This is a genomic window from Leptolyngbya sp. GB1-A1 (genome assembly GCF_039962475.1).
Classification (GTDB): domain Bacteria; phylum Cyanobacteriota; class Cyanobacteriia; order Elainellales; family Elainellaceae; genus Leptolyngbya_A.
The window spans coordinates 1-26,941 of record NZ_JAMPLI010000054.1 but is presented as its reverse complement, the minus strand read 5'-3'; the positions used below and the strand labels follow the sequence as shown (position 1 = coordinate 26,941).

The 26,941-nt window shown below is 47.5% G+C and carries 25 protein-coding genes and 1 pseudogene; 5 read left to right on the top strand and 21 right to left on the bottom strand.

What is annotated here, in order from left to right; genetic code table 11:
- Window positions 1-269, top strand: a pseudogene (locus tag NDI45_RS26630) (DUF2254 domain-containing protein); the annotation flags it as partial.
- A 72-nt stretch (window positions 270-341) separates the two neighbouring features.
- Here the strand turns inward: NDI45_RS26630 and NDI45_RS26625 are convergent.
- The 3 genes from NDI45_RS26625 to NDI45_RS26615 are packed head-to-tail and all read right to left on the bottom strand — an operon-like array spanning window position 342 to window position 1,736.
- On the bottom strand, window positions 342-584 hold the full coding sequence (locus NDI45_RS26625) for a hypothetical protein (protein WP_348249531.1): 243 nt from the start codon (window positions 582-584) through the stop codon (window positions 342-344).
- 5 nt (window positions 585-589) lie between these two features.
- Complete coding sequence (locus NDI45_RS26620; protein ID WP_348249529.1) at window positions 590-1,204, bottom strand: hypothetical protein; 615 nt, start codon at window positions 1,202-1,204, stop codon at window positions 590-592.
- Window positions 1,164-1,736, bottom strand: coding sequence for a hypothetical protein (locus tag NDI45_RS26615; protein ID WP_348249528.1), 573 nt, complete (start codon window positions 1,734-1,736; stop codon window positions 1,164-1,166). The genes NDI45_RS26620 and NDI45_RS26615 overlap by 41 nt, the downstream gene beginning before the upstream one ends.
- Window positions 1,737-1,949: 213 nt before the next feature.
- Between NDI45_RS26615 and NDI45_RS26610 the strand changes: the two genes are divergently transcribed.
- On the top strand, window positions 1,950-2,081 hold the full coding sequence (locus NDI45_RS26610) for a hypothetical protein (protein ID WP_348249527.1): 132 nt from the start codon (window positions 1,950-1,952) through the stop codon (window positions 2,079-2,081).
- Between the two features lie 4 nt (window positions 2,082-2,085).
- Here NDI45_RS26610 and NDI45_RS26605 read toward each other — a convergent pair whose 3' ends face one another.
- The 14 genes from NDI45_RS26605 to NDI45_RS26540 all read right to left on the bottom strand — a co-directional run bounded on the left by NDI45_RS26605 (window position 2,086) and on the right by NDI45_RS26540 (window position 16,160).
- Entirely contained in the window at window positions 2,086-2,718 is a 633-nt protein-coding gene (locus NDI45_RS26605) for a DUF3611 family protein (protein ID WP_348249526.1), read from the bottom strand.
- Between the two features lie 101 nt (window positions 2,719-2,819).
- Window positions 2,820-3,845 (bottom strand): AI-2E family transporter, encoded by a 1,026-nt coding sequence (locus NDI45_RS26600; RefSeq protein WP_348249525.1) that lies wholly within the window; start codon window positions 3,843-3,845, stop codon window positions 2,820-2,822.
- Window positions 3,846-3,965: 120 nt separating this feature from the next.
- Window positions 3,966-4,253 (bottom strand): WGxxGxxG family protein, encoded by a 288-nt coding sequence (locus NDI45_RS26595; RefSeq protein ID WP_348249524.1) that lies wholly within the window; start codon window positions 4,251-4,253, stop codon window positions 3,966-3,968.
- A gap of 117 nt (window positions 4,254-4,370) precedes the next feature.
- On the bottom strand, window positions 4,371-5,006 hold the full coding sequence (locus NDI45_RS26590; protein ID WP_348249523.1) for a hypothetical protein: 636 nt from the start codon (window positions 5,004-5,006) through the stop codon (window positions 4,371-4,373).
- A gap of 77 nt (window positions 5,007-5,083) precedes the next feature.
- Entirely contained in the window at window positions 5,084-5,548 is a 465-nt protein-coding gene (locus NDI45_RS26585) for a hypothetical protein (protein WP_348249522.1), read from the bottom strand.
- A gap of 448 nt (window positions 5,549-5,996) precedes the next feature.
- Complete coding sequence (locus NDI45_RS26580; protein WP_348249521.1) at window positions 5,997-6,842, bottom strand: DUF1206 domain-containing protein; 846 nt, start codon at window positions 6,840-6,842, stop codon at window positions 5,997-5,999.
- 36 nt (window positions 6,843-6,878) lie between these two features.
- Window positions 6,879-7,823, bottom strand: a complete 945-nt coding sequence (locus tag NDI45_RS26575) for a metallophosphoesterase (protein ID WP_348249520.1) — start codon at window positions 7,821-7,823, stop codon at window positions 6,879-6,881.
- Window positions 7,824-8,271: 448 nt separating this feature from the next.
- Entirely contained in the window at window positions 8,272-9,162 is an 891-nt protein-coding gene (locus NDI45_RS26570; RefSeq protein ID WP_348249519.1) for a haloacid dehalogenase-like hydrolase, read from the bottom strand.
- Window positions 9,163-9,214: 52 nt separating this feature from the next.
- Window positions 9,215-9,829 (bottom strand): DedA family protein, encoded by a 615-nt coding sequence (locus NDI45_RS26565; protein WP_348249518.1) that lies wholly within the window; start codon window positions 9,827-9,829, stop codon window positions 9,215-9,217.
- Between the two features lie 20 nt (window positions 9,830-9,849).
- Window positions 9,850-11,271: an Nramp family divalent metal transporter gene (locus NDI45_RS26560; protein WP_348249517.1), complete on the bottom strand. Its 1,422-nt coding sequence runs from the start codon at window positions 11,269-11,271 to the stop codon at window positions 9,850-9,852.
- Window positions 11,272-11,293: 22 nt separating this feature from the next.
- Window positions 11,294-13,777, bottom strand: a complete 2,484-nt coding sequence (locus tag NDI45_RS26555) for a glycoside hydrolase family 31 protein (RefSeq protein WP_348249516.1) — start codon at window positions 13,775-13,777, stop codon at window positions 11,294-11,296.
- A 95-nt stretch (window positions 13,778-13,872) separates the two neighbouring features.
- Window positions 13,873-14,649 (bottom strand): hypothetical protein, encoded by a 777-nt coding sequence (locus NDI45_RS26550; protein WP_348249530.1) that lies wholly within the window; start codon window positions 14,647-14,649, stop codon window positions 13,873-13,875.
- 248 nt (window positions 14,650-14,897) lie between these two features.
- Window positions 14,898-15,428 carry a PRC-barrel domain-containing protein gene (locus NDI45_RS26545; RefSeq protein WP_348249515.1) on the bottom strand — a complete coding sequence of 177 codons (531 nt, stop codon included), beginning with the start codon at window positions 15,426-15,428 and terminating at the stop codon, window positions 14,898-14,900.
- A gap of 354 nt (window positions 15,429-15,782) precedes the next feature.
- Window positions 15,783-16,160 (bottom strand): response regulator, encoded by a 378-nt coding sequence (locus NDI45_RS26540; protein WP_348249514.1) that lies wholly within the window; start codon window positions 16,158-16,160, stop codon window positions 15,783-15,785.
- 831 nt (window positions 16,161-16,991) lie between these two features.
- On the opposite strand from NDI45_RS26540, the gene NDI45_RS26535 reads away from it, so the two are divergent.
- Window positions 16,992-19,391: a PAS domain S-box protein gene (locus tag NDI45_RS26535; RefSeq protein ID WP_348249513.1), complete on the top strand. Its 2,400-nt coding sequence runs from the start codon at window positions 16,992-16,994 to the stop codon at window positions 19,389-19,391.
- Window positions 19,392-19,434: 43 nt separating this feature from the next.
- Here the strand turns inward: NDI45_RS26535 and NDI45_RS26530 are convergent, their stop codons facing one another.
- Window positions 19,435-19,743 carry a DUF3181 family protein gene (locus NDI45_RS26530; RefSeq protein ID WP_348249512.1) on the bottom strand — a complete coding sequence of 103 codons (309 nt, stop codon included), beginning with the start codon at window positions 19,741-19,743 and terminating at the stop codon, window positions 19,435-19,437.
- A 169-nt stretch (window positions 19,744-19,912) separates the two neighbouring features.
- Window positions 19,913-21,790: a response regulator gene (locus tag NDI45_RS26525; protein ID WP_348249511.1), complete on the bottom strand. Its 1,878-nt coding sequence runs from the start codon at window positions 21,788-21,790 to the stop codon at window positions 19,913-19,915.
- Between the two features lie 173 nt (window positions 21,791-21,963).
- Between NDI45_RS26525 and NDI45_RS26520 the strand changes: the two genes are divergently transcribed.
- A complete protein-coding gene (locus NDI45_RS26520) occupies window positions 21,964-22,176 on the top strand; it encodes a hypothetical protein (protein ID WP_348249510.1) in 213 nt (70 codons plus the stop codon).
- A 61-nt stretch (window positions 22,177-22,237) separates the two neighbouring features.
- Here the strand turns inward: NDI45_RS26520 and NDI45_RS26515 are convergent, their stop codons facing one another.
- Window positions 22,238-22,870 carry a hypothetical protein gene (locus tag NDI45_RS26515; RefSeq protein ID WP_348249509.1) on the bottom strand — a complete coding sequence of 211 codons (633 nt, stop codon included), beginning with the start codon at window positions 22,868-22,870 and terminating at the stop codon, window positions 22,238-22,240.
- A gap of 33 nt (window positions 22,871-22,903) precedes the next feature.
- A complete protein-coding gene (locus NDI45_RS26510) occupies window positions 22,904-24,373 on the bottom strand; it encodes a hypothetical protein (protein ID WP_348249508.1) in 1,470 nt (489 codons plus the stop codon).
- Window positions 24,374-24,976: 603 nt separating this feature from the next.
- On the opposite strand from NDI45_RS26510, the gene NDI45_RS26505 reads away from it, so the two are divergent.
- Window positions 24,977-26,899, top strand: a complete 1,923-nt coding sequence (locus NDI45_RS26505) for a serine hydrolase domain-containing protein (RefSeq protein WP_348249507.1) — start codon at window positions 24,977-24,979, stop codon at window positions 26,897-26,899.
- The last annotated feature ends 42 nt before the right edge of the window (window positions 26,900-26,941 follow it).

Genomic DNA, 26,941 nt, shown 5'->3' with positions numbered 1-26,941 from the left:
CCGTAAAGCTAGAATACTTGTTTGATTGCGCCTTTAGCCCGATTCGCCAGTATGGCCAATCCGATTCAGCAGTTATGTCGCACCTGTTAGATGCGATCGCTCTCATCGCATACCATGCGGAAACGCCAGAACAAAAGCGTGCTTTGCGTCATCATGCAGAAATGATTCTACGAGGCAGCCAGCAGGGATTGTCAGAGGAGTGGGATCGACAAATGATAGAAGAACGATATCAAGCTGTCTTAGAGACGCTGGATCAAAGACAATACTAACAATTTGATCACCACCGTCACCAACGATCCAATTCACTGGTCAATCCCTATAGCGATCGGTAAGGCTTTCGCTCATTGCGAATTTTCAAAGCCATTGGGGAACAGGGACGAGAGCTGGCTCAAAGTTTCTCTCAGTGCAGGTGCAACTTGAACAGAACGCAGATGCAAGTCGCGTTGGGAAAACGGAATTTCGATCTGCCATCGTTGAAATGCTTCAAAAATCAGAAAGTTTAGATCGCTTTTGAGCAGGAATTGACGATTGGGCGTTTCAGTCCAAACCAGTAATTCAAAGGTGAGAGCATCATGGGGTGACAGAGAAGCTACAAGGTAGACTGAATCAAGGACAATGCCCGTAGCCCTCGTTGGAAAAAGCAGCGTTTTTGTGGCTTGAGGCGCATGAGTTGCTCAGCCCAATTCGCCCATAAATCCATCGAACCCATCCAGAGCTGTCCATACAGTCCTATCCAGAAATCACTGTGCCGTTGTTGCCGTCGATTTGGTTCTGGCACTCGTCCAATGTAATGCTGAACCTGCTTGCAACGAATGTGCTTGCCCTGTTCAATTGTGAGGGTGTAGGCAATGGCAACTAACAGCACTAAAGCGAGAAACCGTTGACCCGTAGCACGACAGCTTTCCAGGTTGTAGCCACCCGTTTTGAAATCGCGAAACATCGGCTCAATCGACCACCGTTTGGCGTCACTTTCGAGGGCAGTTTCGAGATCGTTAAGGTTGGTCAACGGATACCAGACTTGATTGGCTTTCGACTGGCGGTAAACTCGTTTCCATCGGGTGACGAGATTGAAGCAACCGAACCCCTGCTGTTGCATCACCTGCACCTGCACCTCAAAGCAAGCGATGCCCGGAAACTGAAGTAACTCGTCGAGACGTTCAAATTCAGCGTCCGGATGAGACTTGACCGTGGTGTTTTTGGGCAAGGCGCAGCACGAATCCCACTCTTTGTTGACGCAGCCAATCCGCAAGGGCAACGCTGTGAAACTCCCGATCTTCGAGAACAATGCATCGATAGCGTCGCATAAGGGCAAGCACGGGGCGGAAAACGGCTTGTTGCTCAGACAATGAGCTTGAGCCGCAATGGTCAAGCAGAGACCAAAATACAGGAATGGTTCGCTTTTGGTAGACGAGGCTAATCACCAACAAATTATGATGTTGCCATGCGGTGCGGTCAATCACCAGATACACGCTTTGCCCCCGATGAAAATGCTGCTTCAGCCAATGTTTGATAATCGGAAACCACAAGGCTTTGAGATTCAGTTGCGGTAGTTGCAGGAATCGTTGCAGGTTCCGTCGGCGGCTTTCAAATTGAATCGGTTGGGCAAATAAGGTAGCCAACCGCTCGATACTGACATGCCGTTCCCGCTGCAAAAGGGCGACCAGCATCTTCAGGGTAATGAATTGAATTGAACTCAGTTGCGCTTGTAGACAAGCCTGATAGAATGAAGGCAACATTTTTTGGAATTTGGGGTGATTCTATCGGATTCACCCTATTTTTTCGGCTTCTTTTGGAATTTGGGGTGATTCTATCGGATTCACCCTATTTTTTCGGCTTCAGATCGTCTCTGTCTGCTACCAGCCTTACCCTTCTCCCTCGCTGTCACCCCCTGAGGTGGAACAGAGCTTTCCCAGGCAGCGAATACGGCGTGGAGCGTAGCTACCAAAGTTTTGTTCGCATTTCTGGCAGGCGGGGTCGTTCTGAATGGGTTAAAGGAAGAACTGCCAGAAGAGCGAGAAAGCCGCTTCTGGGCTTTTGCGATGAACGCGATCGGGTATGCTGCACCATTGCTGATGCCATAGCAGGTTAAACCGGATCTGAGGGACGATGCAGCCAGTTATACACGCCCGATGAGATAACTGCACCTACGAAATGAGCCGTTATTCCAGTTGTATTTGCTGCGGCAACAAATACGTCTAGCGATCGGATAATTCGGTTTGGGTCATATATTGCCACTCCTTGCGGTTGAGCCACTGATTTTGCTAAAAGCACTGCAAGCGTCGTTCCGGTTCCCAGAATTGCCAGCAGCATTCCTACAAATCCTGTAATAATTGCCAACCGCACAACCTGCATAACTTTTAGTCTATGAGGATGAATTGCAGGGTCAGGATTGCGAAGTCGTTTACCAAATCGAATCAGCCGAAATGCAAGATAAATTCCAAACATTAGTACCAAAACACTGCACACTGCCCAGAACATGCCAGCTCCTAAGCCAGGCGTTGTGGCTTGAGTTGTCGTGACGGCGGCACCGGGAATTCCAGGCGGGGCGACGATCGCTTGATTAAAAGTCCGTCCAGAAATAGCTAATATCAACAGTACACTGGAAATCGCCGCAAGCGCAATCTGAATCACAAAGCTTGACCATCCAGTAATTCGTAAAATCGTAGCAATTCGCTCAAGATGGTTACTTGGCGATTTTATCTCTAAGTTAGTTTGCATCGGTTGTTTACCCACTTTCATTAAAGTAGCTTTTCTAGCTATCACGTTATCGAACCGTGAAGTTAGGTACGTCTGCCTAATGTTGGAAGTTAGGGTCACTTCTATTGGCTTTTCCAGGGGTCGAGAATGTCGTGTACAACTGCTTCTTCCAGCCATGTTTGAGCAATTACTAAAATCGGTAATCCTAGCAGTAAACCTAAAGGACCAAAGAAGATCCCAAAAGCGGTCAATAATGCTAGTGTTGTGGCTGGAAGAAGGTCAACCTGGTGCTGCATCACGAGCGATGTCACAAAACTTCCTTCTACTTGCTGAATGATGAAATACAGGAAAAGAACAGCTCCAGCTTTCCAGGGTTCATCGAGCAATGCTAGTAGGATTGGGGGAATGGCACTGGCGATCGCACCGACATAAGGAATAAAAGCAGACAATCCAGCCAGTAATCCATTTACGACTGGAAGAGGAACTTTTAGTACCAGTAATCCGATCGTGGAAGTAACGCCAACAAAAACCATACTTAACGTGATTTCTGCCACATAATGCACCAGCCTTACTTCGCATTTAGATAAAATTTCATCAGCACGTTGACGATAAAAGGCAGGAAAAATATAAACTAGCCCCTGTCGATATCGCTGCGGATTTGCAAGCAGCATGATTGACAATACAAAAACAAGTAATATGTTTAGAATTAGAGTCAGTGAATTTGACAAGAAAAGGTAAATACTTGTGATGATCCAGCTTACAGCAGTCTGTAGCTGCTGGGTAAAACTGGCCAGACTGGGAAGATTTGTCATCATTCCGTCTGGAATTCTGGATTGAAACTCATAGCTCCAGTACTGCAACTGGCTAATCGAGAGCCGAATTAAACTCAGAAGTTGATCGAACTGATTGATGAATCGAACGAGCACCAACGCGATTAAGATACCAGATAGAGCGAGAATGATGCTGATGGACAACAGAATTGCATAAGTTCGTTTGACATGAGATTGTTTGAATCGTCTTACCAATCGGTTTAATGTTGTAGCAATCACAACTGCGGCAAGAAAGAGGAATGCAACCATGCGGATTTGCCACAGGATGTAGAGAGAGGCAATGATTACGAATAACCCTAGCCATCGTGCCAGTGTCAAAGCTCCACCTCCTATAAAAAAATGCGGGGATGTTGAGACACGGAAGCTGTTTGACCTCGTAATCCTTCCGGGTTTCCGCTCCCCGCTTCCCTCGAAACCAACTTCCTTGACTGCCGATTGCTAGTACCCTGTTGAATTGGGGTCGCGATAGGTGGGTGCTTCTTCCCGTTGGATGGTTGTTGTATTGTGACGGCTGCTCTTGCCTGCTAAACCAAACAAACCAATTAGGCCGAATAGACCCAGCCAGCCCCAATCGAAACCATCATCTTCATACGCGCCTTCACGCTCAATGACTGGAGCTGTAGTCGTTGCAGCCTGTGCTTGAGTAGGCAGTGATAATGGGGCAATGGCAGCGGTGCATGCTACAACACCCGCACTGATAAACTTCAACAAGTTTGAGCTTTTCATCTTGATTCTCCTTCAGAAAAGAGCTTGGCTATGGAGTCAACTACTGGAAGAATTCAACCTGAAGGAATTCACTGCTTTGACAACGATTGCTTGTTGCTTATGGTTAAACATCAGGAACTAATCCAGAAAAACCTGCCCATTGGATTGAATTCGCAACACTCCCTGATTGGCATCAAGCGGACTTGCGTCTTCATCTAACTGCACGGCTAACAGTCCGGGTTCTGAAGCCGCTACAGGCAATACTTCTACAAAACCATTGTCCTGGCGAGCAAAGGTAATGGTAGCAGGGGTGGGAATAGCCTGCAGCGTGACTTCCTGCCCTCCCTGAATAAAGCGACGCTGGGTGTAACCAGGAACTTCATAAGCAACCACAGCATTGGTATTGTTGGTTACTCTCACATCAAAGGAGTTATTTGCTAACCCGATCGCTGCAACAGGGTTCTCTCGATTCTCAGGAAGCGGTGGCTGTAGGGGAGCGGGTACTCCCCCAAACGGAATGGTGCGGCTTGGCAGTGCTGCGGGAGTTTGTGCTTCGATCTGGCTTAATTCTTGAGCAGCCACGTTCGGTGGGCAACCCTGGGGAGAAATGCGTGTGCTGTTGAAAGGCTCCTCGTAGTAAATGCCAGGGCAAGGATTTAGAGGAGCAGCAACTGCTTTGGGCGGAGCGAACAATGCAGCAAGGCTAGCCAAAGCACTTCCTGCAAGAGTTCCTGCAACTACAATATTTTTCATGCTCATGCGATTCTGCAACATAATTAAACTCCTTAAATTCAACAGTTGATCTACAAAAACAAAGTAGTCAAACGTAGCGATAGATTGAACCAATTGATTTAGCAGGGAGCTAACCAATCTGCCCATACGTATCCTCGAATTGGAGCTGAAATCGGCATCCAATTTTCTGTGCCAAAGGGTCCAATCGTAAGCCAATCAGTCCAGATATAGTCTTCTGTTGAAGCTAAAACAGAAAGCTGATTGACTGTGTTTCCTGATGCGAGCGTAATGTTCTGTCCAGGATTAAGAATACCGATCGCCTCGCTATAAACAGTGGGTTCTTCGCGCACGTACATTCCGTTTTCAGCAGCAACCTGGTAACAAGTGTTCGGGCTTTGAGAAATTTGTACTTCAGGTTGAAGTTGGGATAAACTCTCTTGAGCTAGAAACTGAGCGCTATAGGAGCTAATAGCATTTGCTGTAGCAGCATTTGCAACAGCGTCAAATCTAGAGAAGTAAGACAAACCCAAAGGAAGCAAAATAGTAGCAGCGATAATTGAGTGCCAGTTGTTTCGATGCTTCATAATAAAAGCCTCTGATGACCCATTTATCAGGTTGAATTGAATAATATGAATTTGTGAGAGCTGATTCTCTTACAGCCTGACATTTGCAATGGGATAAATGCTTATTATCAAGAATAAAAGACAAGGATAGAATTCATCTCTGTCTATCGATTGAGATTCAACAACATAAAAGCTCAATTATCAAATTCAAATCACAAAGCTAATTAACTGAGTCTATTCAATTTCTCCACAATGTCTAATTTGCTTCTACTTCTTGTTCCTGAACTGGTTGTTCTTGAACTGAGCTAACCAAATTTTTCATTCGCAGTACAAATGCGCCTAATATATAACATACGATTAGCGTTGTTATGGCAATTATGACTTTGGTTAATATTCGGCTGGGACGGGTTTTCATACCTTGCTTCTCCTATCTTTTTATTAGATTCTTAATGCTGACTTTCTACTAAGGCTAAGTAATACGCCGATATCCTGCCTCAATTAAACAATAAATGCTGTAAGCAATTAATCCTAATGCAACAGTGCCTAAAATCCAGGGACCAAAGGGTTGCTGAGCTAATGTTGCTAAGGCGCCACCCAACCCTCTGACTTCATTCGCATTGGAATGAAGCGCAGCTAGAACTAGAAAAAGCCCAATTATTTCAAAGACAATTCCGCGGGCTGCGATACCAAGCTGTCCCAATCTTTTTGCCCATTCCTGTTTGGCTCTGCTCACGTGATTTAATTGAAGACGGCGTTGGAAGTCAGCTTTGTAGGCTCGGTAAAGGTATGAAATTCCCACCCCGATCACGATTAGTCCTGCTAATCCAACCAATCCTCTCCCCAGGGGATGAACCATAAAACGGGCCGTCCAATCCTCAGTTATATTGCCGTTGGTATTGGCAGTGCCTGTAATGAGTTCTACGGCTGTCCACGTTAAACTGCTGTAGGCGATCGCGCTAAATCCATAGCCCATGCGCTGCACCATTCGTTTTGCACTCGTTTCTTCCTTTGGATGATCAGGATCGAAAACAGCTTGAATAATGCGCCAGAGTACATAACCCACCAAGCCGATCGCAATTAAAACCAGCAGAAATTTACCGAAAGGTTGATTCACGATCGTTGCCAATGCGCCTACAGTATCGGTTATTTTGCCGCCTGTGGTCAGTGCTGCCTGTGTTGCTAGCAATCCGACTATAAAGTACACAATTCCCTTTGCGGCGTAGCCAAATCGGGCAAATTTTTCCATCCAGGGATGGAATGCGGCTCGTCGTGTGGGTTGCTTTAAACCATGGAAAGGGGAATTGTGGCGAGTCATCGTAGTTACTTCAGGGACACGATTGAATTCTGTCGGTTATGTCTTGGCTTGCAAGGTGAACATGGTGAGTTCAGGGGGGCAATTAAAGCGAATCGGTAAATGGCTAAAACCAATCCCGCGATTAATATAAAGACGATTACCGGCATTGCCATAGCCTGGAATCCAACCAGACACGCGCACGATATCTCCCCTGATTTGGGAGAGCCATGACCAGCTCGGCTGATCTTCTACAAGGGTCATCCACGACCATTCTGCCAGGAATGGAATCCGAATCTGCCCGCCGTGCGTATGCCCTGCAACTGCGATCGGGGCTGTGCCAGCAGGAAGTTCTGCAAAAGAGGCAGGATTGTGCATCAAGACAAAGCGTGCTGCGGTGCTGGAAACTTGAGCGATCGCCTGTTGCGGCTGAGACTGCTTTGGTAAATGGGCTCCAATTCCAACCAGATAAAGCCTGTTATTTTCAGTTGCTTGCTCGGTGTTCGGAAGGACAATCGCCTCATTTTGCAGCACTCGAATCCCGATTGACTCTAATGCTTGCTGAATTCGAGTTGCTCGTTGTTGTCCTGCTGCCTCTGTTGGCGCATCATAATCATGATTTCCTAAAACGGCATAAGTCGGAATTTGAGCGGCAACCAAGGGGCGAACGAGTTGAATGACCTGATCGAGTTCCGGCGTTGAACTGTCTCCGGGCTTATACACAAAATCACCCGCAATTAAGGCAGCCGCTGGACGCTCGGCAATGATCTGATCAATTGACTGTGCAATGGTTCTGGTATTTGCCATCCACATCCCGATCTGAAAATCTGAAACAACCGCAATTTTCTTTCCTTGCCAGGATTGCGGTAGCCACGGAATTTCGGCAGTGACAACTTCGCGATCGAGGGAGTAGGGTTCTATTACACCCCAAACCAGCAGTGCGAGTAGAAAGCCTGCCAAAGCGAGTAGGAAGTATTTTATTCGTCGCCACAGATACTTGTTCATGGCTCGATCGCTCAATTTCTATTTTTATAAACTGTAAGTAATTCAGTCTTTGTAGAATGCGTTAGCGTAGCACGGGCTTTAGGCTTCCAGGACTTAATGCGTTACGGTTCTCGCCTATCCTAGATTAAATGCACTGAATGCGTTGAACTAATTTTATTGAACTTGAACAATCTCAAATTCTTCTCGTTCTGAACAGCGTTATTGCTAACCCAAGAATAGCTGCGAGGATGAATAAGACGGTGAGATTAAACTGAAAGCTTGAACCGGCTGTATCATTTCGCCATCGAAAAATCAAACCCTGATAACCTAAGACAAAAGAAGGAACTTGTAGTGCCAGAAACAATGCGGGAAGTATGAGATAAACAACAAGTAGAAGCAGAAAAACAATAACAGTCAAACTCAACCATACTCTCAATTTTAGTTGGTTCAGGTGCATCTGAGTCTGCTCCTACTCGCCTGCACTAAGCTGCCGTAGAGAAATTTGCTTGCAAAGGCTTTCAACGGCTAAGGTGAGTGAGCGCATTAGTTCTGATTCTGCCTGATAATCGGCGGAAGCAAGATTCGTGACTCGCTGGCTTTCCGTCACTTCGATGTGCTGATCCCACTTGGCTGCGGTATCTCCTTTGTAAACTCCAATCACAATACCGCCTTCATCATTAAGTACTGAAAAGCAGGGAACATCCGATGCCCCATCACCTACATAAATCATTTGAGAAAGTGGAACGTGAAGTTGATCTTCTGATGCGTCACGGTAAGCAAACGATCGTCCGTCGCCGTCAACCTGCTCTGCTCCACTGGCAATGTGCATCAAATAACGAGTTTTCTCAGTATGGCTGATACTGCGTTTAAGAAATTCAATTTCACCGTTCTTCGCATAATGAAACTCGCAGCCCCAAATTTTCTTGAAGTATGAGGCGATGCAGGTGTTCCGAACGACCTCAGCAAATCCGCCCGTGATAATATAAAACTCCAGTTCGACCTGGGGGTTAAGGTCCTGCACCCTTTGCTGCAAGCGATCGAACATCTCTCTCACACCCTGAAAAGGCTGAAGCTCCTGCCCAAACTGAATCAAGTCATCCTTTGTGATTTTCTTTTTACGCTGCTTCGATTCCTGAATTAAGCAATAAAAGCGGGCTGCGACGTGATCCCATCCGGCATCTTTCAAGGGTTCATAGTGCTGTTGGCGAAACTCGTTGATATCTAATCCTAATCTTTTAATTAGCTCATCAAAAGTATCCGGTGCAAGCGTATCATCAAAGTCAAACACAATTGCAATCCGATTACAAACAGGCTTTGTCGCTTGAGGCTTTTTGAAGCTAGTTTTTTCAGTTTGTGTCACGGCTTTACCTCACTCTATTTTCGCTTTGTTACATTACTTCAACGGATTCTTGCTATCGTCTTTGCCCTTTTTTCTTCTTTTTGCGTTTTATAAGCCAAATGCCGAAGAACAGGAGTAAGCCAATTAGCACGATCGTAGAAATTGGACCCAGATACTTCTCAATTAGATGATAGTTTTGTCCTAACAAGAAGCCAGCATAAGTTAGTAGAACATTCCAGCAAATTGTTCCGATCGTGGAATAGAGCAAAAACTTGAGCCAGGGCATTTCTTCGAATCCAGCAGGCACAGAAATCAGAGTTCGAATTCCCGGAACCAGACGACCAAACAAAACAACCGCGCCGCCGTACTTGTTAAACCACTGTTTAGACTGATCAATATCTTTGCCCGATAGCGTTAACCATTGACCGTGCCGATCGATCCACCGACGTAAACGTTTTTCACCGACTTGCTTCCCAAGGGCGTACCAGGGAATTGCACCCAGAATTGAACCGATCGTTCCTGCGATGATTACACCCACAAAATTCAGCTTGCCTTGCGTCACTGTAAATCCTGCCAGCGGCATGATCACTTCTGAAGGAATGGGCGGAAAAAGGTTCTCCAGCAACATCAGCAGGGCGATTCCCCAGTAGTTTAGAGCGGCGATCGTGTTTGTGATCCAATCCAGCACGGTTTATCTTCCCTCCCTCGTTAACTGCCGCCAGAACTCCCTAGCACTCCCACCAGTTGCAGCAAATAAATCACGGCAAACACTGCAAAAAATGCCCCTGCCAGCACGGTTCCCCAGAAGGTTAACCCGGAGGGACGTAGCTTGCGAGACAGCATCCGGCGATTGAGAAAGAGCGTTAAGCCAGCAACGACGGGAATATGGGCGGCTTCGATCGCTCCAGCCGTCTGCAACAATCCAACGGGTTGACCAAAGAGAAGGTAAACAGCGATCGGTAAAATTGCCAGCAAAACGGCAATGTAGAATTTCCGCAGAAACTTCTCATTCGTCCAGCGACCCTGGCGCACACCAAACCCTTGCAAAAGAATCTGCGTGCCATCGGCAAACATGCGTCCAAACCCATCCTGCACTGAGAGCGTGGTACTGCAAAAGGTAATAAAGACGATCGCAATCATGAACCAGAAGCCAAACGGACCCCAAATATTGCCCAGCAGATTGCCCAGCGTTTCTGCCACCTGGTTCTCTTGAGGCACAAGCCCCTGTGGGCGCAGCAACTCACCGCCTAGAATCAAAAAAGCCAGTGCAGCCAACAATGCCCCGACCACTGCTAGCGTATTAGCGAAGGTCATGAGCTTGATCCACCCCTGCAATCGCTGCTGTTGCTCTAAGTCAAGCTGCTTTACTTCAAGGGGCTGTTCCTGCTTCAGTGCAGTTGCTCCGTAACCTCGCGCATCGACCCAGTAGGAGTACCACATCATTCCGGCTGCGCCTGCCAGCATAAAGCCTAACCAGGGCAAGACTTCCTGATACTGCACGTCCTGAGGAATCTGCGGTAATAAACCAGCAGCTAACGCGCGGACATTGGGAAAGACAAAAATTGCAGCCGTCACGATCGCAAGCGTACGGGCAATTCCCACATACGAGGAGAATTTCTCAACCACGTTGTACTGTCCCAAAAACACGATCGTCGCTGTCACCAAAATAATGATGACCGTCCAAAGTTGAACTGTTCCGCCTGTCACTAAGATCAGTGCTGTAGCTGCTGCGCCTGCCATTCCGGCGACTGTGGAAATTGCAACCGCAAACTGGGGCACAAGAATGAGCCAGACTGCCCAGTTTTTGGGTCCCGGAAGCTGTTTGAATCCTTCTAAAATTGTGGAGCCTGTGCAAATGGTAAAGCGTCCCACTTCGCGATTAATAAACCACTTGAGAATTACGGCTGCCAGGAGTGCCCACAGCAGTGCATAGCCGTACAGGGCAGCAATTCGCGGTGTAAATAAGAGTTCGCCAGAACCCGCAGCAGAGAGCATCCAGATAAAGCTGGGACCGAGCCATTTCAATTGTTCCGCTCCCTTAGGGGGTTGAGGAATCTGCTGGTTTTGCGAATCTGAATGTGCATCTAAATGCGATGCATAAGTTGAAGCCTGAACTTGCTGCTGGTTCATCTAAGTTTGCTCCTGGCTCTGTTTAACGATGAATAAGTGATGATGAGGTTTCAGCTGTCTGTAAGGCTTCATCGATTTGTATCTGAATCCGATCGAAATAATTTACTTCAAAACAATTTTCGTCGCAGGCAATCGCAGCATCATTCGATTGAACCCCGTGAATCCTGCTCCCATGCAAGCAAATCCGAAAACCCTGATAGGGAAAAGGATACTGCCCCTCCTGCTGTCGAACGAGTTCAAAACCAGCAGCATGACGAGTTAAATAAAATCGATCGACTCGCCCTTCTCCATATCCGTCACCAGCGTCACTGTACACTTCTCCTTCACAAGTTCCTTTTACAGAAGAATAAAGGTGCAGAACAAGCCGCTGATTCTCGACCATTGGCAGGAGACTGCCTGCTTTTACCAGAAGCGGTACTTGATTCAGTGAACCATGCAATTGAATTTCGTTTGCGCCTGCTTCGATCGCATCCGTCCAGAAGTGGTACCAATGTCCTTTCGGAAGCCGAATCGTTCGAGTCTCTGTATTCTGGTAGACAATCGGACAAACCAGCAGCGCATCGCCCAGCAAAAACGCATCTTCAATCGTTTGCAGTTCTGGATCGGTTGGATCAGCCCAAAATACGGGTCTCACCAGAGGATGTCCTGTTTGGCTAGTTTGCCATGCCAGCGTATAGAAGTAAGGGATCAAGCATTCTCGCAGCTTTAGCAACTCTCGAACAATACTGAGCGCTGGCTCTCCAAAACTCCAGGGAGTGCGATGTTTAACGCTGTTGGCAGAATGGGTGCGGCAAAACGGGAAAAATACAGCCGTTTGAAACCAGCGAATGTAGAGTTCTGCGGATGGGTTGCCCTGAAAACCACCGATATCCGGTCCACTGTAGGGCATTCCCGATAAACCCAGATTCAGGATCATGGGAATGGTTTGGCGTAATGCCTGCCAGCTACTTTCGATATCGCCGCTCCAGGACCAGGCATACCGCTGAATTCCTGCCCAGCCCGATCGCGTCACAATAAACGGACGCTGCTCAGGTCGATAGGTTCGCAGAGCCTCGTAACCTGCTCGCGCTTGTAGGAAGCCATAGAGATTGTGCGCCTCCTGATGCGTTCCACCTCGCCCTTCCATAGCATGATGAGTCGATCGTACTGGCAGTGAGGGCTCCCCCCACAATGCAAAGGTGACTGGCTCATTCATGTCATGCCAGAATCCGGCAATGCCTAAATCCAGCAAATATTGATACTGGCGGCTCCACCAGTGTCTTGCTTGTGGATTTGTAAAATCAGGGAAGGCACAGGTTCCCGCCCAGACTGGAGCCAGCACAGGTTCTCCGTCGGGCTGGGTGCAAAACACTTTCTGTTCTCGTCCCTCCTGAAACAGGCGATTGTCACGGCTTGCTTTGACACCAGGATTAATAATGGTGACTAAACGAGTTCCCCGTTCAGCTAATTCCTGCGCGAATTCTGCCATGGTTGGAAAGCGATCGGGATCAATGGTAAAGGCACGAAAACCATCCAGACAATCAATATCCAGATGCATGGCAGCGATCGGTAGGTTATGCGTTACAAACTGATTTGCCGTTTTGCGTAAGACAGATTCCCATTCGTATCCCCAGCGCGATTGATGGTAGCCAAATGCCCAGCGCGGCGGCAAAGGAGGACGGCCTGTTAATTCAGTGTACCGCTCCAGCAGGTGAGGCAGAGAACCCACAGCTACGTAATAGCGCAGTGCCCCGCCTTCAAAGTTAGCTGTTGCCGTTTCTTCAAAGCTAATTGTTGCTGGATACGAGTTTTCATAGAAGACGAGATAGTTGCCCTGTGAATGCAGCCCCAGGTAAACCGGAATACTCATGTAAAGGGGATCGGTTCCTGAGCTATAGTATCCGCCCGGATCATAATTCCACATCCGGTAAGTTCTGGATTGACCTCTTTGAGAAGGAGTTCTTAGATTGAGCGGTGCAGCACGTTCTCCCAAACCATAAATTTGTTCTTCGGGTCGCAGTTCTGCTTCGTGTATCCAACCCACTTCTTCATTAGGTTCTTTGGAATGCAAAATGGTTGCTTGCTGAGGCAATCGCTCTTTTCTTACAACCTGTCCATTCCTATCCTGGATTTCCAGGCTAGCATCTTGATAAACAATCACTCTGAGCGCAGAGCTATAGATGATCCAGCAATCTTCCTTATCCTCAAACGTTACTTCAACAGGTTCCCATTCTGATTTTGCAATCGCATAGGGAACAGGCGCAACTCCGGGGGTCCACTGAACTTGCACGAGATCGGGAGCCAGAAATTCAATCTCCAACTCCAGATACCCAAAGCCAAAATGTCTGCCCCGTGCCGTTTGTTTAACCGCTTTAATCGTTCCCGGCAGTTCGATCGCCTTAAGTCCAGGTTTTTGACGCGATTTATATTCCAACCACGATCGCTGCAAAGGATAGATGATCGATCCCAAGAACCGTTCGACTCGAATTAAACGCAGCTTGAGGGATACCTGCTTGAGAATATTCATCACGATCCGTCTGTCAAAGCTTGCTCAAAACCTAATTAAGGAAAGGAGCGTTATCTGATTATCAGCAATCTCCTTTCCTGCCTTACTGCATTCCCTTACAGTGCGCCATCTGGAATCGCGGAGGGATACACAGCGTCAGCAACTAGCACAGGTTTATTGGTGTATTCTGCTTCTAACTGCTGTTGAATTCCTGTATCCCAATTGAAGCCGTATTCGCGCTCCAGGTCAGCCACCACAAACGGACGCAACGTTCCTGTGACGGCAACTTTTTCACCATCTTGGATGGCAGGCTGATTTGCAGTTGCAGCGTTGGGACGAAGAACCAGGAGTTCTTGTCCGCCGATCAGTTGATCTTCATCCAGCGTAAAAGCATTCGCTCCCTGAATTGCTTCAATTTCACCGGTTACTGCAAGCGGTTTGCCGTAATACTGCTGCGGATCGCTGGTGAGTTCACCCGGTTCTGGTGAAACCGCAAGCGATTGAGCAATAATCGCAGGTCTGTTCTCATACTCTCTGTAAGTATTTGCGTCCAGACCCAGCTTATATTCACGCTCAATGTCTGCAAGCACGAAATTGCGAACTTCACCCGTTGCCTGAATATCCACTCCATCTTCCGGGAAAACAAAGGGCTGCCCTGACGCATTGACGACCAGAATGGGTTCGGTACCAAAGAACTGCTCATTCTCAGCAGTAAAAGTACTCGGACCAATCTTCTCGATCGGCTCACTTCTAATCGTCACCATTTGACCAATGTATCGATTGGGGTTCTCAGCCACCTCTTCAGTCGTAACGTTGGTCTGCTCCGGTGCGGCTGCCTGACGTTCGGGTGTTCCACAGCCTGCTAGCAGAGCAGTAACCAGGGTTAGTGCCATTGTGCTGCGAACGATCCATCCTTTTGCAAATAAGTTTTGAGAATTAGATTCCGTAGATTCCTGAAATTGCATTGCTGTGAATCTCCTAAATTGTTGAACTGTAACTAATAAATTCTTTGACTGACCTCGATTTTCCTTCCACAGCTACTTCTTAAATCAATGAGATCGCCTGTTAGCAGAAGGATAAAATGGGCGAAGGTTATTCGCCCTGATAACGACAATTGAATCTGTAGGAGAGGAGTGAGCTGTTAGAAACGGGATGCTTGTGTAGTTGTGGCTCTACGATCGCGTAGCCGCTGTTCATAGGAACGGAACGCAGCATCGTTTTGATCGTAGAGATAAGGCTCCTGCATATAGTCGTATGCTGCACCAGCAGGAGGTTGAACGACAGTTGGACTTGGAATGAGAGGACGATAGGACGATCGCACACGCTCTTCATAGTCGTTGTCAATTCGCAGATCGTCGCTGAATTCAGGCAGATCCTCTACCTGTTTCTTGGTCAACCCCGCGACATAAATTCGCTCTTTGTCGTAGCCAAGCCGTGCCAACCCAACCGGAAGCAGAACTTTTTTGCCAAATACCCAGAAACCAGTATCAACAATGAAATACCGGAAGCGTCCATCGGTTTCATCAACCATGACATCTTTCACCGAACCTACCTTGTCCTGATCGTTATCATCAAAATCGTTGGCATATACAGAGAAGTTCGTGATGTCATGTCCATCAAACAAATCTTTCGTGTGATTCGGATAGTAATCACTCAATTTCATCAGTGCCATATCTATTTCTCCATTAACTGGAATTCCCCTGTTCTACCGTTGATCTGGAAGTGTCTCCGCTTTAGAACCGCAACTTCTCGCAGGGCTATAAATAGACTTTCTAGCGGTAAGCACATTCTGCTCAAACCATAGACAGGCTGCAAGGATTACAGCGGCTCAGGAATGCCTGTAACGCTTACATCAATCACAGTAGAGAGTAAAGGTGGAGAAACGGTGGATGACTCTAATATCAAAAAGAATTCTATCTATGGGAGTACATCTTCTTAATGGATGAGAATCAATAGAAAACGTCAACCACACATTTAAGCTAATATCGTCCAGCAGTTTTTATACTTCTCTTATGCTCATTTATGCTCATCGAGCGTTACTCAATAATGCTTCGATCTGAGCCGCAAGCTTTACTGGATTGAAAGGTTTTTTGATCATTCCCAGTACATTCAGACGGTCAATCTGATCCTTCTCGAACATCCGCCCTTTTGCAGTCAGCAGCACGACGGGAATCTGCTTTGTTTTGTCGTTCGATCGCAGTTGCTGTAGGATAGCCAGCCCGTCCAACTCTGGCATCATTAAATCCAGGAGAATTGCATCAAGTTTACGGTTTTGTGCTTCTTGCAGGGCTTCAACTCCTGAACCTGCTGTTATCACTTGCCATCCGCCTATCAGCTCTAAGCAGGTCTGAATCAAGTTTCTTAAGTCAGCCTCGTCATCCACAACCAGTATTTTTCTAACCATGAAAAGTGTTCCTCCAGAGTTCTAGTCTGCCTGAACTGACGCACTCAATCCAGCTTCTCCAAAACTTTTCCAGCATTGGAAAAAAGTTTATGCGCGATGGGGTGAGTAATCAGCCTAGATAGGCTAGAAGTTTGAACGACATATTCTAAGATTTGCGATTCGACTTCCTAGCTTTAAAGCCAGTGTCAGAGCTCGTCTCCTCTTTATTAAGATAAACTCTTTCTGAGTTATTTTTTTGTACCTACGGCTAGCCAGTTTATTAAGCATCAAGGACTAGAGGTTCCAAAGCCTTTAAAGCCACTGTAGAAGGGACTGTTTGCTCCCTATCTCTATCTTTAGTTAGATTGGGTGTGCCTCTATTTGTGTAAGTATAGCTTTTACAAAATAAATTTCTGTACTGTACGACCTAGCAGCTCGTGTATGGTAGTACAGAGGGCGGATGTGCTTTATGCCCTATTTGGCTGAGAAGAAATGCACTCCTGAAGCTAACCGTTTATAAGCAAGGTTTCGAACTTGAAGTAAAAGTTAAGCTTTTCATAAGTAAAAGCTGCTTTCTGAATTGATGAAAGAGCAGTTTTTGTAAGCCAAATCTTACTCTGCAATTATTTTTTTCATTCGTTAGATGTACTTCTAACTCAGCTAGAATATGCAGAGAGACTGCCTGCTCTGCTCCCAATCAATCGCCAAATTGTGAATGAATTTAATCGTGAGGAAGTTGCTGTTTGATCGCTAGGCAACTTACGCTTCTTCTCAACTCCGCTATTCCAAAAAGAGCTATAACTCCTTTATCTCATTTGAATTCATGTTGGTTATTCTACATTAAAAGTTCCTATGCTGATGCAGCAGCGCATTTTGTTACAGCGCTATAGTGTTACCGTTTTTTCCTCAGTCGCGGCACTGCTGTTGACCCATCTCCTATGGTTGCAAATTCAGCCCACGATTTATCCGTTTTTTCTGGCAGCCGTCGTAGTGTCGTCTTGGTATGGTGGATGGAAACCAGGGCTGGCAGCTACTGTGTTAACTACAGTATTAAGTGAATACTTCTTTCTCACTACATTTCCCTCTTTAGAAGCAAACCCTATTAATCTTGGCAGAACTCTTTATTATGTATTGGTCGCTGTCCTGATTTGTTGGCTCAACTCAAAAGTTCGATCGGCACAGCGACGGGCAGAGTTAAACGCACTTGAAGTCGAACGGAACCAAGCCCTTCTCCTTGAGAATCAGAAGCGTTTACGTGAAAGCGAGGAACGTTTTCGCTTATTAATTGAAGGAGTTCGTGACTATGCCATTCTTACACTCGACTGTGAAGGACGGTTTACCAGTTGGAATAAAGGAGCTGAACGGATTTTGGGCTACCAGGAAGCAGAAATTCTTGGTCAGCCTTTTTCTTGCATTTTTACCCCTGAGGATATTGAAAACGGTAGACCCGATACTGCTCTGCAGATTGCGATTAATGAAGGTCAAGAGAAGGACGATCGCTGGCATACTCGGAGAGATGGCTCCTTATTTTGGGCAAACGGAGTTGTTACTCCCCTATATGATGAAGCAGGCAATCTGCGGGGATTTTCAAAAATTCTCCGCGATAATACAGAAGTAAAACAAGCACAGGACGCATTACAGGCAAGTGAAGAACGCTTTCGGTCATTGATTGAGAATGTTCAGGACTACGCTATTTTCATGCTCGACCCAGAAGGACGAGTGGCAAGCTGGAATCGAGGATCAGAAGCGGTTTTGGGCTATCAGGAATCCGAGATTCTGGGGAAGTATTTTGCTTGCTTCTTTCCTCCTGAATTAATTGCTCAAGGATTACCTGGGCAAGAACTACAAACGGCAATCGCCGAAGGTCAATCGCAACAAGAACGATTGCACATTCGCAAAGACGGCACTTGCTTCTGGGCAAGCGACGTCATGACCACACTCCGCGATCAGACAGGACGGCTCCGTGGTTTTTCCAAAGTCATGCGGGATGTGACTGAACGTAAACAAATCGAAGCAGAACGTACTCAACTGCTGGAGAATGAACAGGCTGCTCGTGCTGAAGCTGAAGCTGCAAACCGTGCTAAAGACGAGTTTCTTGCGATCGTCTCACACGAGCTTCGCACCCCGCTGACTGCGATTACCGGATGGGTAGGAATGCTGCAAACGGGAATGCTGGATGAAGAGAGAGCCACACTTGCCCTGGAGACGATCGAGCGTAATGCCAACATGCAAGCCCAACTGATCGAAGACCTGCTAGATATTTCGCGCATCATTCGCGGTGAACTCAGGTTAGAGTATGGCATGGTGGATTTAGCTGATGTGATTGCAGATGCCGTGGAAGCGGTTCGACCCGGAATGGATGCAAAACAGCTTCAATTCAAGCTTTTGCTCAACTCATTTCCCAATCCATCGACTAAAGAGGCACAAAACCAAGAGTCTGCCGTGTCCAGCACTTTAGTTTGGGGAGACGCAGATCGATTGCAGCAGGTCATATGGAACTTACTCTCCAATGCGGTCAAGTTTACGCCCGAAGGAGGGCAGGTGAGCATCCAGCTTGAGCGGGTAGAGCAAACAGAACCATTGGCACAGATTACTGTCACTGATACGGGAATTGGAATTCGGGCAGACTTTTTGCCGTATGTGTTCGATCGCTTTCAGCAAGCCGATAGTACCAGCACTCGCTCCTATACGGGGTTAGGGCTAGGACTGGCGATCGCCCGCCATCTGGTTAAACAACATAATGGGACAATTGCGGCAGAAAGTCCAGGTGAGGGACAAGGGGCAACCTTCATCGTGAGGATACCCCTGCTTCAAGGTAACGAGTTACCCGCTTCCAGTTCTAAACCCCTTCAGGAGCATCAAGCGGTTGACCTCGCTGGACGATTAATTTTGGCAGTCGATGACGATACAGACATGCGATCGTGGCTCAGTACAGTGCTGCAATCGCACGGTGCAAAGGTGATTGTGGTTGACTCGGTGGCAGCAGCGATCGAGGTACTGGAACAGACACCACCTGCTCTGGTAGTCAGTGATATTGCTCTACCCAATGAGGATGGCTATGCTCTAGTTCGCTACCTTAAAGCACTGGAAGTGCAAAACGGCATCCAAATTCCTGCAATCGCCCTGACTGCTTATGCAGCTCGGGAAGCGCAAGCCACAGCGATCGAAGCAGGCTTTGCACGCTATTTTATGAAGCCCATTACAGCAGCTGACTTAATCACGGCGATTGCTTCGCAGTTCCTGCAGGGGTAATCGTTACACGCTATGCAGCAATTACTCAGCCTGAGTCCTAGACTTACATTTCACGCTGATACTCTTCCAGCACCTCCATTAAATGCTGTTGTGACTGTGCAGGCAGCAGGTCTGATAAAGGGACTTGAATTTTACCACCGCCCAACCCGACCGGAGTTCTCTTCAGCAGGTCAAGCACTTGATTTTCTGCAAGCTTGCCGCCTTGAAGCTGGGGATAAAGTTGCTCTGCTAGAACCATGTGAAGATGAGCATCCCGCAGATACAGATGCCACTTTGCCACGTCGATATAAACATTTTCGCCGATCGTCGCAGCCAGTTTTTCGATCGCTTCATTCGTTGTGGTAGATTCCATTGTTCTATTCCTATTTTGATTACTGCTATTGCCTTTTCTGGTTAACTTGAGTTGTTTCCTCTTTCCGTATTTCCAGCCGATCGCAACCTGTTGCTTAAAGCGCGTATCTTCATTCGGTTTGAGCCACTCATGTAGCTCCTGATGAGCAGACTGCCACGGGGCTTAAAACTCAGGACGATCGCTCTAAACAATTTAATACGCGAGGGACTAATTTTGCTCCCATGCTCGACTTGCTAACGCAATCATCTGCTTTTGCTGTAAAAACCTGATGTACTGTGGTCGTGTCAGTATGAGCAGTCAGAAACAGCACCGGGAGTTTGCTCCATTGCGGATCAGTCCGAATTATCTGGCAGAGTTCAATGCCATTGATATCAGGCATTTGTACGTCTAGAATCAGGAGATCTGGAGAAACATCATTCAGCACCTCCCAGAATTGCTGTGAGGCATCAAGGGTTGTGATCTGCATTCCCCAGGGTTCCAATAGGGTACGCACCGTGTTCAGCACGACCGGATCATCATCAACCACCAAGATTTCTGCTTTATCAGGATGGACAGGTTGCAGAACTTGAGCAATATACTCCATTCCTTGTGTTACGGGCATGGACTTTTGCAAAAAGCCGCGTCCGCCGTGCCGCACAACTTCCAGGCGATCGGATAAACTATCCTGCTCTGCCCATGCCAGGACGGGAACAGACGGCAACTGTTTTGACAACGCTGACAAGAGCTGCAAGCTGTCCTGTACTCGATCCCCCATGTCCAGATTAAGGAGAATCACATCTGGCTTTTCCGAGACGATCAGGTTCAACTCAGGCTCCCCGTTCATGCCTGCAGGGATCGGAGAGGAAATCACTTCAACCCGCATTCTTTGCGAAGATTCCTTGACCCATTGTTCAACGATTTGCGGGTCTCGGCTGATAATCAGCAGCAGCGGAAACTCGCCAGAGGTAGAACTGTGAGACGTGGGTGAGGGAATCAATGAAGGAGGGGGTTGCTCCAATTCTTGATACAGGTTACTGACAAGCTGTTCGAGAGAATTTGCATCCTGCTGGGCGCTCGGTCTGGTTTGCAGTAAATCTTCGATCGCTCCCGCTAGTTCAGAGGCCTGAGCCAGCCCAAAAGATCCCAAAGTTCCTGCCAACTTATGAGCTTCTCGCTCTGCCTGGTTTTGCAGGGTTTCACCGAGACGACCCTGAGCCAGGGCTTCAGTCGCCTGTTGCAGGATAGCTAGACGCTCTCCTATATGAGCTTTGAGTGCCTCCCGCGCCTGCGTCACGACTGCTGTGATTTTCTGTTCAATGATTTTCTGTTCAACTTCGCTCGCCGTAGCTTCTGTCTCCTCAAGAGATTGCAAATGCCCCTGTGAATTTTCCTCCGATAGGGGCTTGAGACGATAGCCTAGACCATACACCGTCTCAATACAATCCGGCTCCATTCCTGCTGCTTTCAACTTTTGCCGCAGTGCCTTGACGTGAGACTTGATAGTGCTTTCTCTGGGCGAGTCTTCAAACGCCCAAAGCCGTTCAATAATCGCACTGGGGCTAAAGATACGTTGCTGGTTGCGAAGAAAAAGCTCTAGCAGACCATACTCCTTTCGCGTCAGGTGCAGTACCTCACCATTACAGGTGACTTCGCAAAGGCTTGGGTCGAGCTGCAAACTGCTCCACTCCAGTACTGGAGGCAGAGCAGAATTCCCGCGACGGAGTAAGGCACGAACGCGAGCTAATAGCTCCTGGAAGTCAAAAGGTTTTGTCAAATAATCATCGGCTCCGGCATCCAACCCTAGCACCTTGTCCGATCGCGTGTCCTTCGCAGTTAGCAGCAGAATCGGGGTTTGATATCCTTCTTGACGCAGCTTACGGCAAAGGCTAATGCCGTCCACCTTTGGCAGTGTGATGTCTAGCAGAATCAGGTCATAATCCCCTGCCATCGCAAAGTCCCATCCGGTTTGACCATCCGCTGCAATCTCAACCGTATAATTCTGTTGGACTAGTGTGTTTGCCACCGCACTAGCCATCCATGCGTCATCCTCCACCGCTAGAATCTTCATATCCCATACCTGATATAGGCGATCGAAACCGTCTGAAATCTGAGAGGCTGATTGATTCAGGCTTCTTCATCTCCGAGCTTGGATGATGCCGGATCCATTATGAACTCTAATTGAAGTGCTTTACTATCTACCTCAGGTCACATTACGCCGCTCGTAATGCAATTTTGCTAGATATGATATCTGGAATAGACGGACTCGGTATATTGCAGCAGCTTCACGCTAATGCAGCAACCCGCCACATTCCGGTTATATTGTTTACAGCAAAAGGGCGATCGAGCCAGCAAACTAAATTTGATGATCTTGATGATCTTAATGTTCAAGGCACAATCGGTAAACCGTTTAATCCTGTGAAACTGATTGAACAAATCACAACAGTATTAAATTAAGCAAAAAAACAAGCAAAAAATTAAGCAAAAAGGAGCAAATTTGATAAATCAATTAAAAGAATTAGCGAAAGGAGATTTTGAAAGGACCAAGCGGTAGCGATATTGCTTTTGCTGCCTTTTTTAAGAGCTCCTGCGTCGTCGGCAACTCTGCAAAACGAGCCGCTTCAGGGGAACTCAGGGTGACAGTTCCTAGAGACGAGCTACCTTCAGGAACAACGACCAGCAAGCGGAACGTATAAGTATCTTCTCGATTAAATGGCTGCAGGCTTAAATCAACCTGAGAACGGGGCTGAGTAAAGCTAAACGGCGTGATCGGTTTAACCACTCGATGGTGATCGGGAGCCTGGACTTCCATATGTACGATCGCAGTGTCAGACGCCAGGTTAATCCCGAACTCAAATGCATCAAAGTCCTGCCTGGACTGATTAGTTAATTCCACCTGAACTGTGTGTAAGTCGCAGTAATTGTAGGACTTTTCGCCCTTAGAAACTGTGATTGGCGACTGCAATTCCAGCGAACCAAAGAAGTCTTCAAACTTTGGGATAATGTCGATTCTCTGCGTAATCACAGGTCTGCGATCGAGGTAAGCGGCGATTGCGCTACACCCCAGTACTCCTACTGCGACCCCACCCAGAAAAATAGTTAGGGGAAGCGGCAGAAAATGCCAGAGGAGTTGCCAAAGCGCTTCAAACATCAAGAGAGCAAAACATTCGTTAACGATGTAATATTATCGCACTTGAAGTTGATAGCTTTGAGACGAAGTGGCTTCAATCCAGTTCACCGCATACCGATCTCCCGCTTGGGCTAAAAAACGATCGAGCTGCTCTAGCGTCAGTGGCTTTGGAATCGCGTAGTTTCCATTGAGCTTCTTCAATTCTGTATAGTGACGCGGAAAGGAAGCCAGGTCAGCGGGATAAGTATCCTCGTCCACGCCAACAAACTGACCCTGCTGCTTCGCCCGGTCTAGAATGGATCGCCATCGCTCGATCGGAGCCTGTCCCAGACCTCGAATCCCATTCGAGAATAAATTCATGTAGATTTCGTCATAAGGCTCAGTGCTATCCAGATAGCGATCGAGTTCATTTGCCGATCGCTGGTCGTTAAACACTGTCCAGTATGGCACGAGACCCAAATGACGAGTCCACCAGGGCTGGAGATACGCGAAGGATTCAACCAGCAGGCGATTCGTGGGCAATCCTGCTTCCGTGTACCACAACCGATGCAGGTCTGCGACCAGCGGGCTTAAATCCTGCGGAGCCTCAAAGACAATCCGCCGAACCCGATAGCCATGCTCGCGGGCAAACGCCTCTACATCCTCGCGCAAAGCTGGATCAAACCCCCACTCGGACTCTGGGAAGCTGCCATCTGGTGCAGGAGGTTCCCAGTATTGATGGCTTGAACCATGCTGTTTCAGGAATTCGGCCACCTGCTCACTATGGTCAAAATAATCTTCCGGGGTCAGCATTCCTGCACTGCCGAACTGGAAGTAATGCCGATCGCTCACCCGAGTGGATAGCCAGCTGTACTGGCACTCCAACAAAAAGAGAGTAGCACCAGGCGACAGGTTTTCGACAAGAAACTGCTTGTATCGATCGCTCAGCCGAGTTTGCTTCAGCCGAAAGTATGCAACGCGAGGCACTTTTACCCGATCCTGATTTGGGTCATGCATTTGGTAAACGGAAACATCAGGATTATTGGCAAGCAGACGTTTGACAGGACCTTTTGCCCATTCCAGCACTTGCTTCGGATCGTCGGGATCCTGAAAATGTCGTAAACAAACGAGTAACGTCTGCGGCAGCCAGGGAATTTCTAGTGCTGCTCCCAAATGCACTGCTGCTCCATTGGTAGACCCAAGGATTGCCCCAGAATAGGGACGGCGGGGATACTGGCTGAGCACCCAGCGCACCATCGTTTCTACGCGCACATCATCAACAATCTCTGGCGAAGAAGCATTGAACCAACCCGACCAAGTGGATGCAGTTGCAACCGCTTGCGGAGAAAGGTGACTGATCGCCTCTCCAACCAATGCTTTCGCAGAAGGTGAGATGCCTTTAGCGGGGAAATCTTTGCCCTTGAGATAATTGCCTAACCCTTGAAACACGGCTGTTGCTGAGTCAAGTCCAATAATATACTGAGGTTTACGTCCAAACGCTGCCAAAATATCGCTAACGTTCAACCCAATTGAGGAAAATTGCATACGTGCCTTAGCAATTAGATTTACGACTAATCAATCTAGCTATCTCAGCTAAGCATTTGCCGCTACACTATCGCATTCATTTTAGTCATAGAATCATTCTGTCGGTTGATTCAACAGCAAATCATCCAAGCTTTGTACTGCTGTAGTAAGCCAGATTACAATTCAGCAGAAGAAGTTTTATCACTTCGATCGTCGCTAATAGAAACTATTCAGAATCTCCACCAGTTCTCCACTTTCTAAAGTTACTATGAATGCTTACATCATGAGTGGGTCAACAGTTACAGGGAATCCCTTCAGGCGTTGAGGCATTGAATTTATCATGGAATAGGGCAAAGGAATAGAGCAAAGTCTAAATCTGCCAGACGTTTAGAAACCAAACGGTGGGAAAGCTGGTATTGTTACCTGAAGCTGTCGCTAAACCAATTAAGAAACTGTCAAGAATTCGACCAAGCGGAGTGCTGGAAGGAATCAAAATTTCAGTATAAAACTTAAAGAGCAAGACAGCTAAAGATCAAGACAGTGCAGCGTGGAATTGCTGCATGGCAACAGATCAGGATGATCATTTCGCTGAAACCAGGTCTATGTTGGCGCGGGTAAGCAATTATGGCTCTGAAAGGGAAGAAAGTTATTCAGAAACGCGAATCTTTTTGGCGATGGCTCCGTTGGGGAATGCTGGTCATTCTGGTCATTCCCCTTTTGTCATTATCCATGTCGGCATTACCGACTCTGGCTCAGACGGATCTCAAGCTACCGTCACCCGATTTGCAGCAAAAGCAACCGATTCAACCCGAACCTGCCACTCCCGCATCACCATCTGCTCCCGGCTTAAACGATCCACAAGAATTTGCAGCGTTTATCGATCAGTTTTTCAAGGAAGAGATGCCGAAGGAGCATATTCCAGGAGCAGCTGTTTCAGTCGTGAAGGACGGCGGCATCTTTTTTACAAAGGGCTATGGCTATGCCAATGTTGAAGAGCAAATTCCTGTAGTCGCGGATCGAACGCTGTTTCGGGTCGCCTCGCTTTCCAAGCTCTTTACCGCAACGGCTGCCATGCAGCTCTACGAGCAGGGCTTGCTTGACCTGAATGCGGATGTAAACCAGTATTTGCCAGACTTTCGCCTAGAAAATCCTTATTCAGAACCAGTTACCGCTGCCCAGTTAATGATGCACACGGATGGCACCACAAAACGCCGTATTGGAATTGCTGCACGCACGGCGGCTGAGATGGAACCACTTGGGGATTACCTGGCGAACCATATGCCCCCTGTCGTTTGGAAGCCTGGTGAACTCTATAGCTATTCCAGCCACAGTATTGCCTTGTTGGGCTATCTGGTTGAACGCCTTTCTAATACTCCTTTCGCAGAATACATTGACCGAAATGTTTTTCAGCCGTTGCAGATGCGGCGCAGCACCTTTCTCCAGCCGCCACCACCAGAATTAGCGAAAGACCTGGCAGTAGGCTACCAATATCAAAGCGGCAAATTCAAACCTGTTCCATTTCTTTATCTTAATATTGCGCCAGGTGCTGCCATGAGCGCAACAGCAACGGATATGGCAAATTTTATGACTGCCCAGTTGCAGAATGGACGCGATAACAATACAGATATTCTCAAGCCAGAAACGGTGCAGTTAATGCACGAGCAGCACTTCACGCACCATCCAAAGCTGCCGGGGACAGGCTACAGTTTTCGAGAGCGGTTAGAAAACAACATTCGCATGGTTGGGCATTTGGGCAGTTTACGCGGCTATTCCAGTTCTCTAACCCTGATGCCCGATCGCAATATTGGTATTTTTATCGGCAGCAACAGCTTTGGCGGTATTCATGAAAAATTGCTAAATCGGATATTAGATCGGTATTTTCCGGTTGCGAACGAAGCTCCACCGATCGAATCTGCGCTTAGCAGTGCTCAACTCGATCGCTTCACAGGAACCTATCGCGACCTAGAATACCCCCGTGACACTTTTGCCATCCTTAGTGCCCCCTTTGAACGCATCCATATCAAACAAAGCAGTGACAGAAAAAAATTGCTGGTTAGCACTCCTGGTTTGTTCTTTATGGGAAATGCGCCGAAGATTCAGCTAGTTCCTATGGAACAGCTGTTATTTCGCCGAGCCAATGATGATGCATTTGCAGCTTTTGGCGAAGATGCAGAAGAACGGATTACCTATGGATTCAATCTCCTTTGGCCCAAAATTGGTGCTTATCACCGTGTGTCGTGGTACGAGACAATTTGGGTGCAGTTCGGTCTGATCGCTTTCTGTGCCGTAATTTTCCTGTCAGCGGCGATCGTCTGGCCCATTGCACCACTGATTCGTCGCCTTCAGGGAGAACCGTTTCAGGTGGAACGGCGATTCAGTGAGGCTTGGTTGCTATCGGGATTAATTGGCACACTCAATTTAGTCTTTCTAATTGGCTTTTCATTATCTCTCTGGCTGATTGGAGTATGGAAGATAGTAGACTTCATCGGAAATAAGGAGAAGAAGTTGAACAGAAGGGACATTTTCCCTCCTCGCTATTGTTGTTAGGCAACGGCTTGCTGACGTTGGCTCAATCGAAAGTTGTGCAGC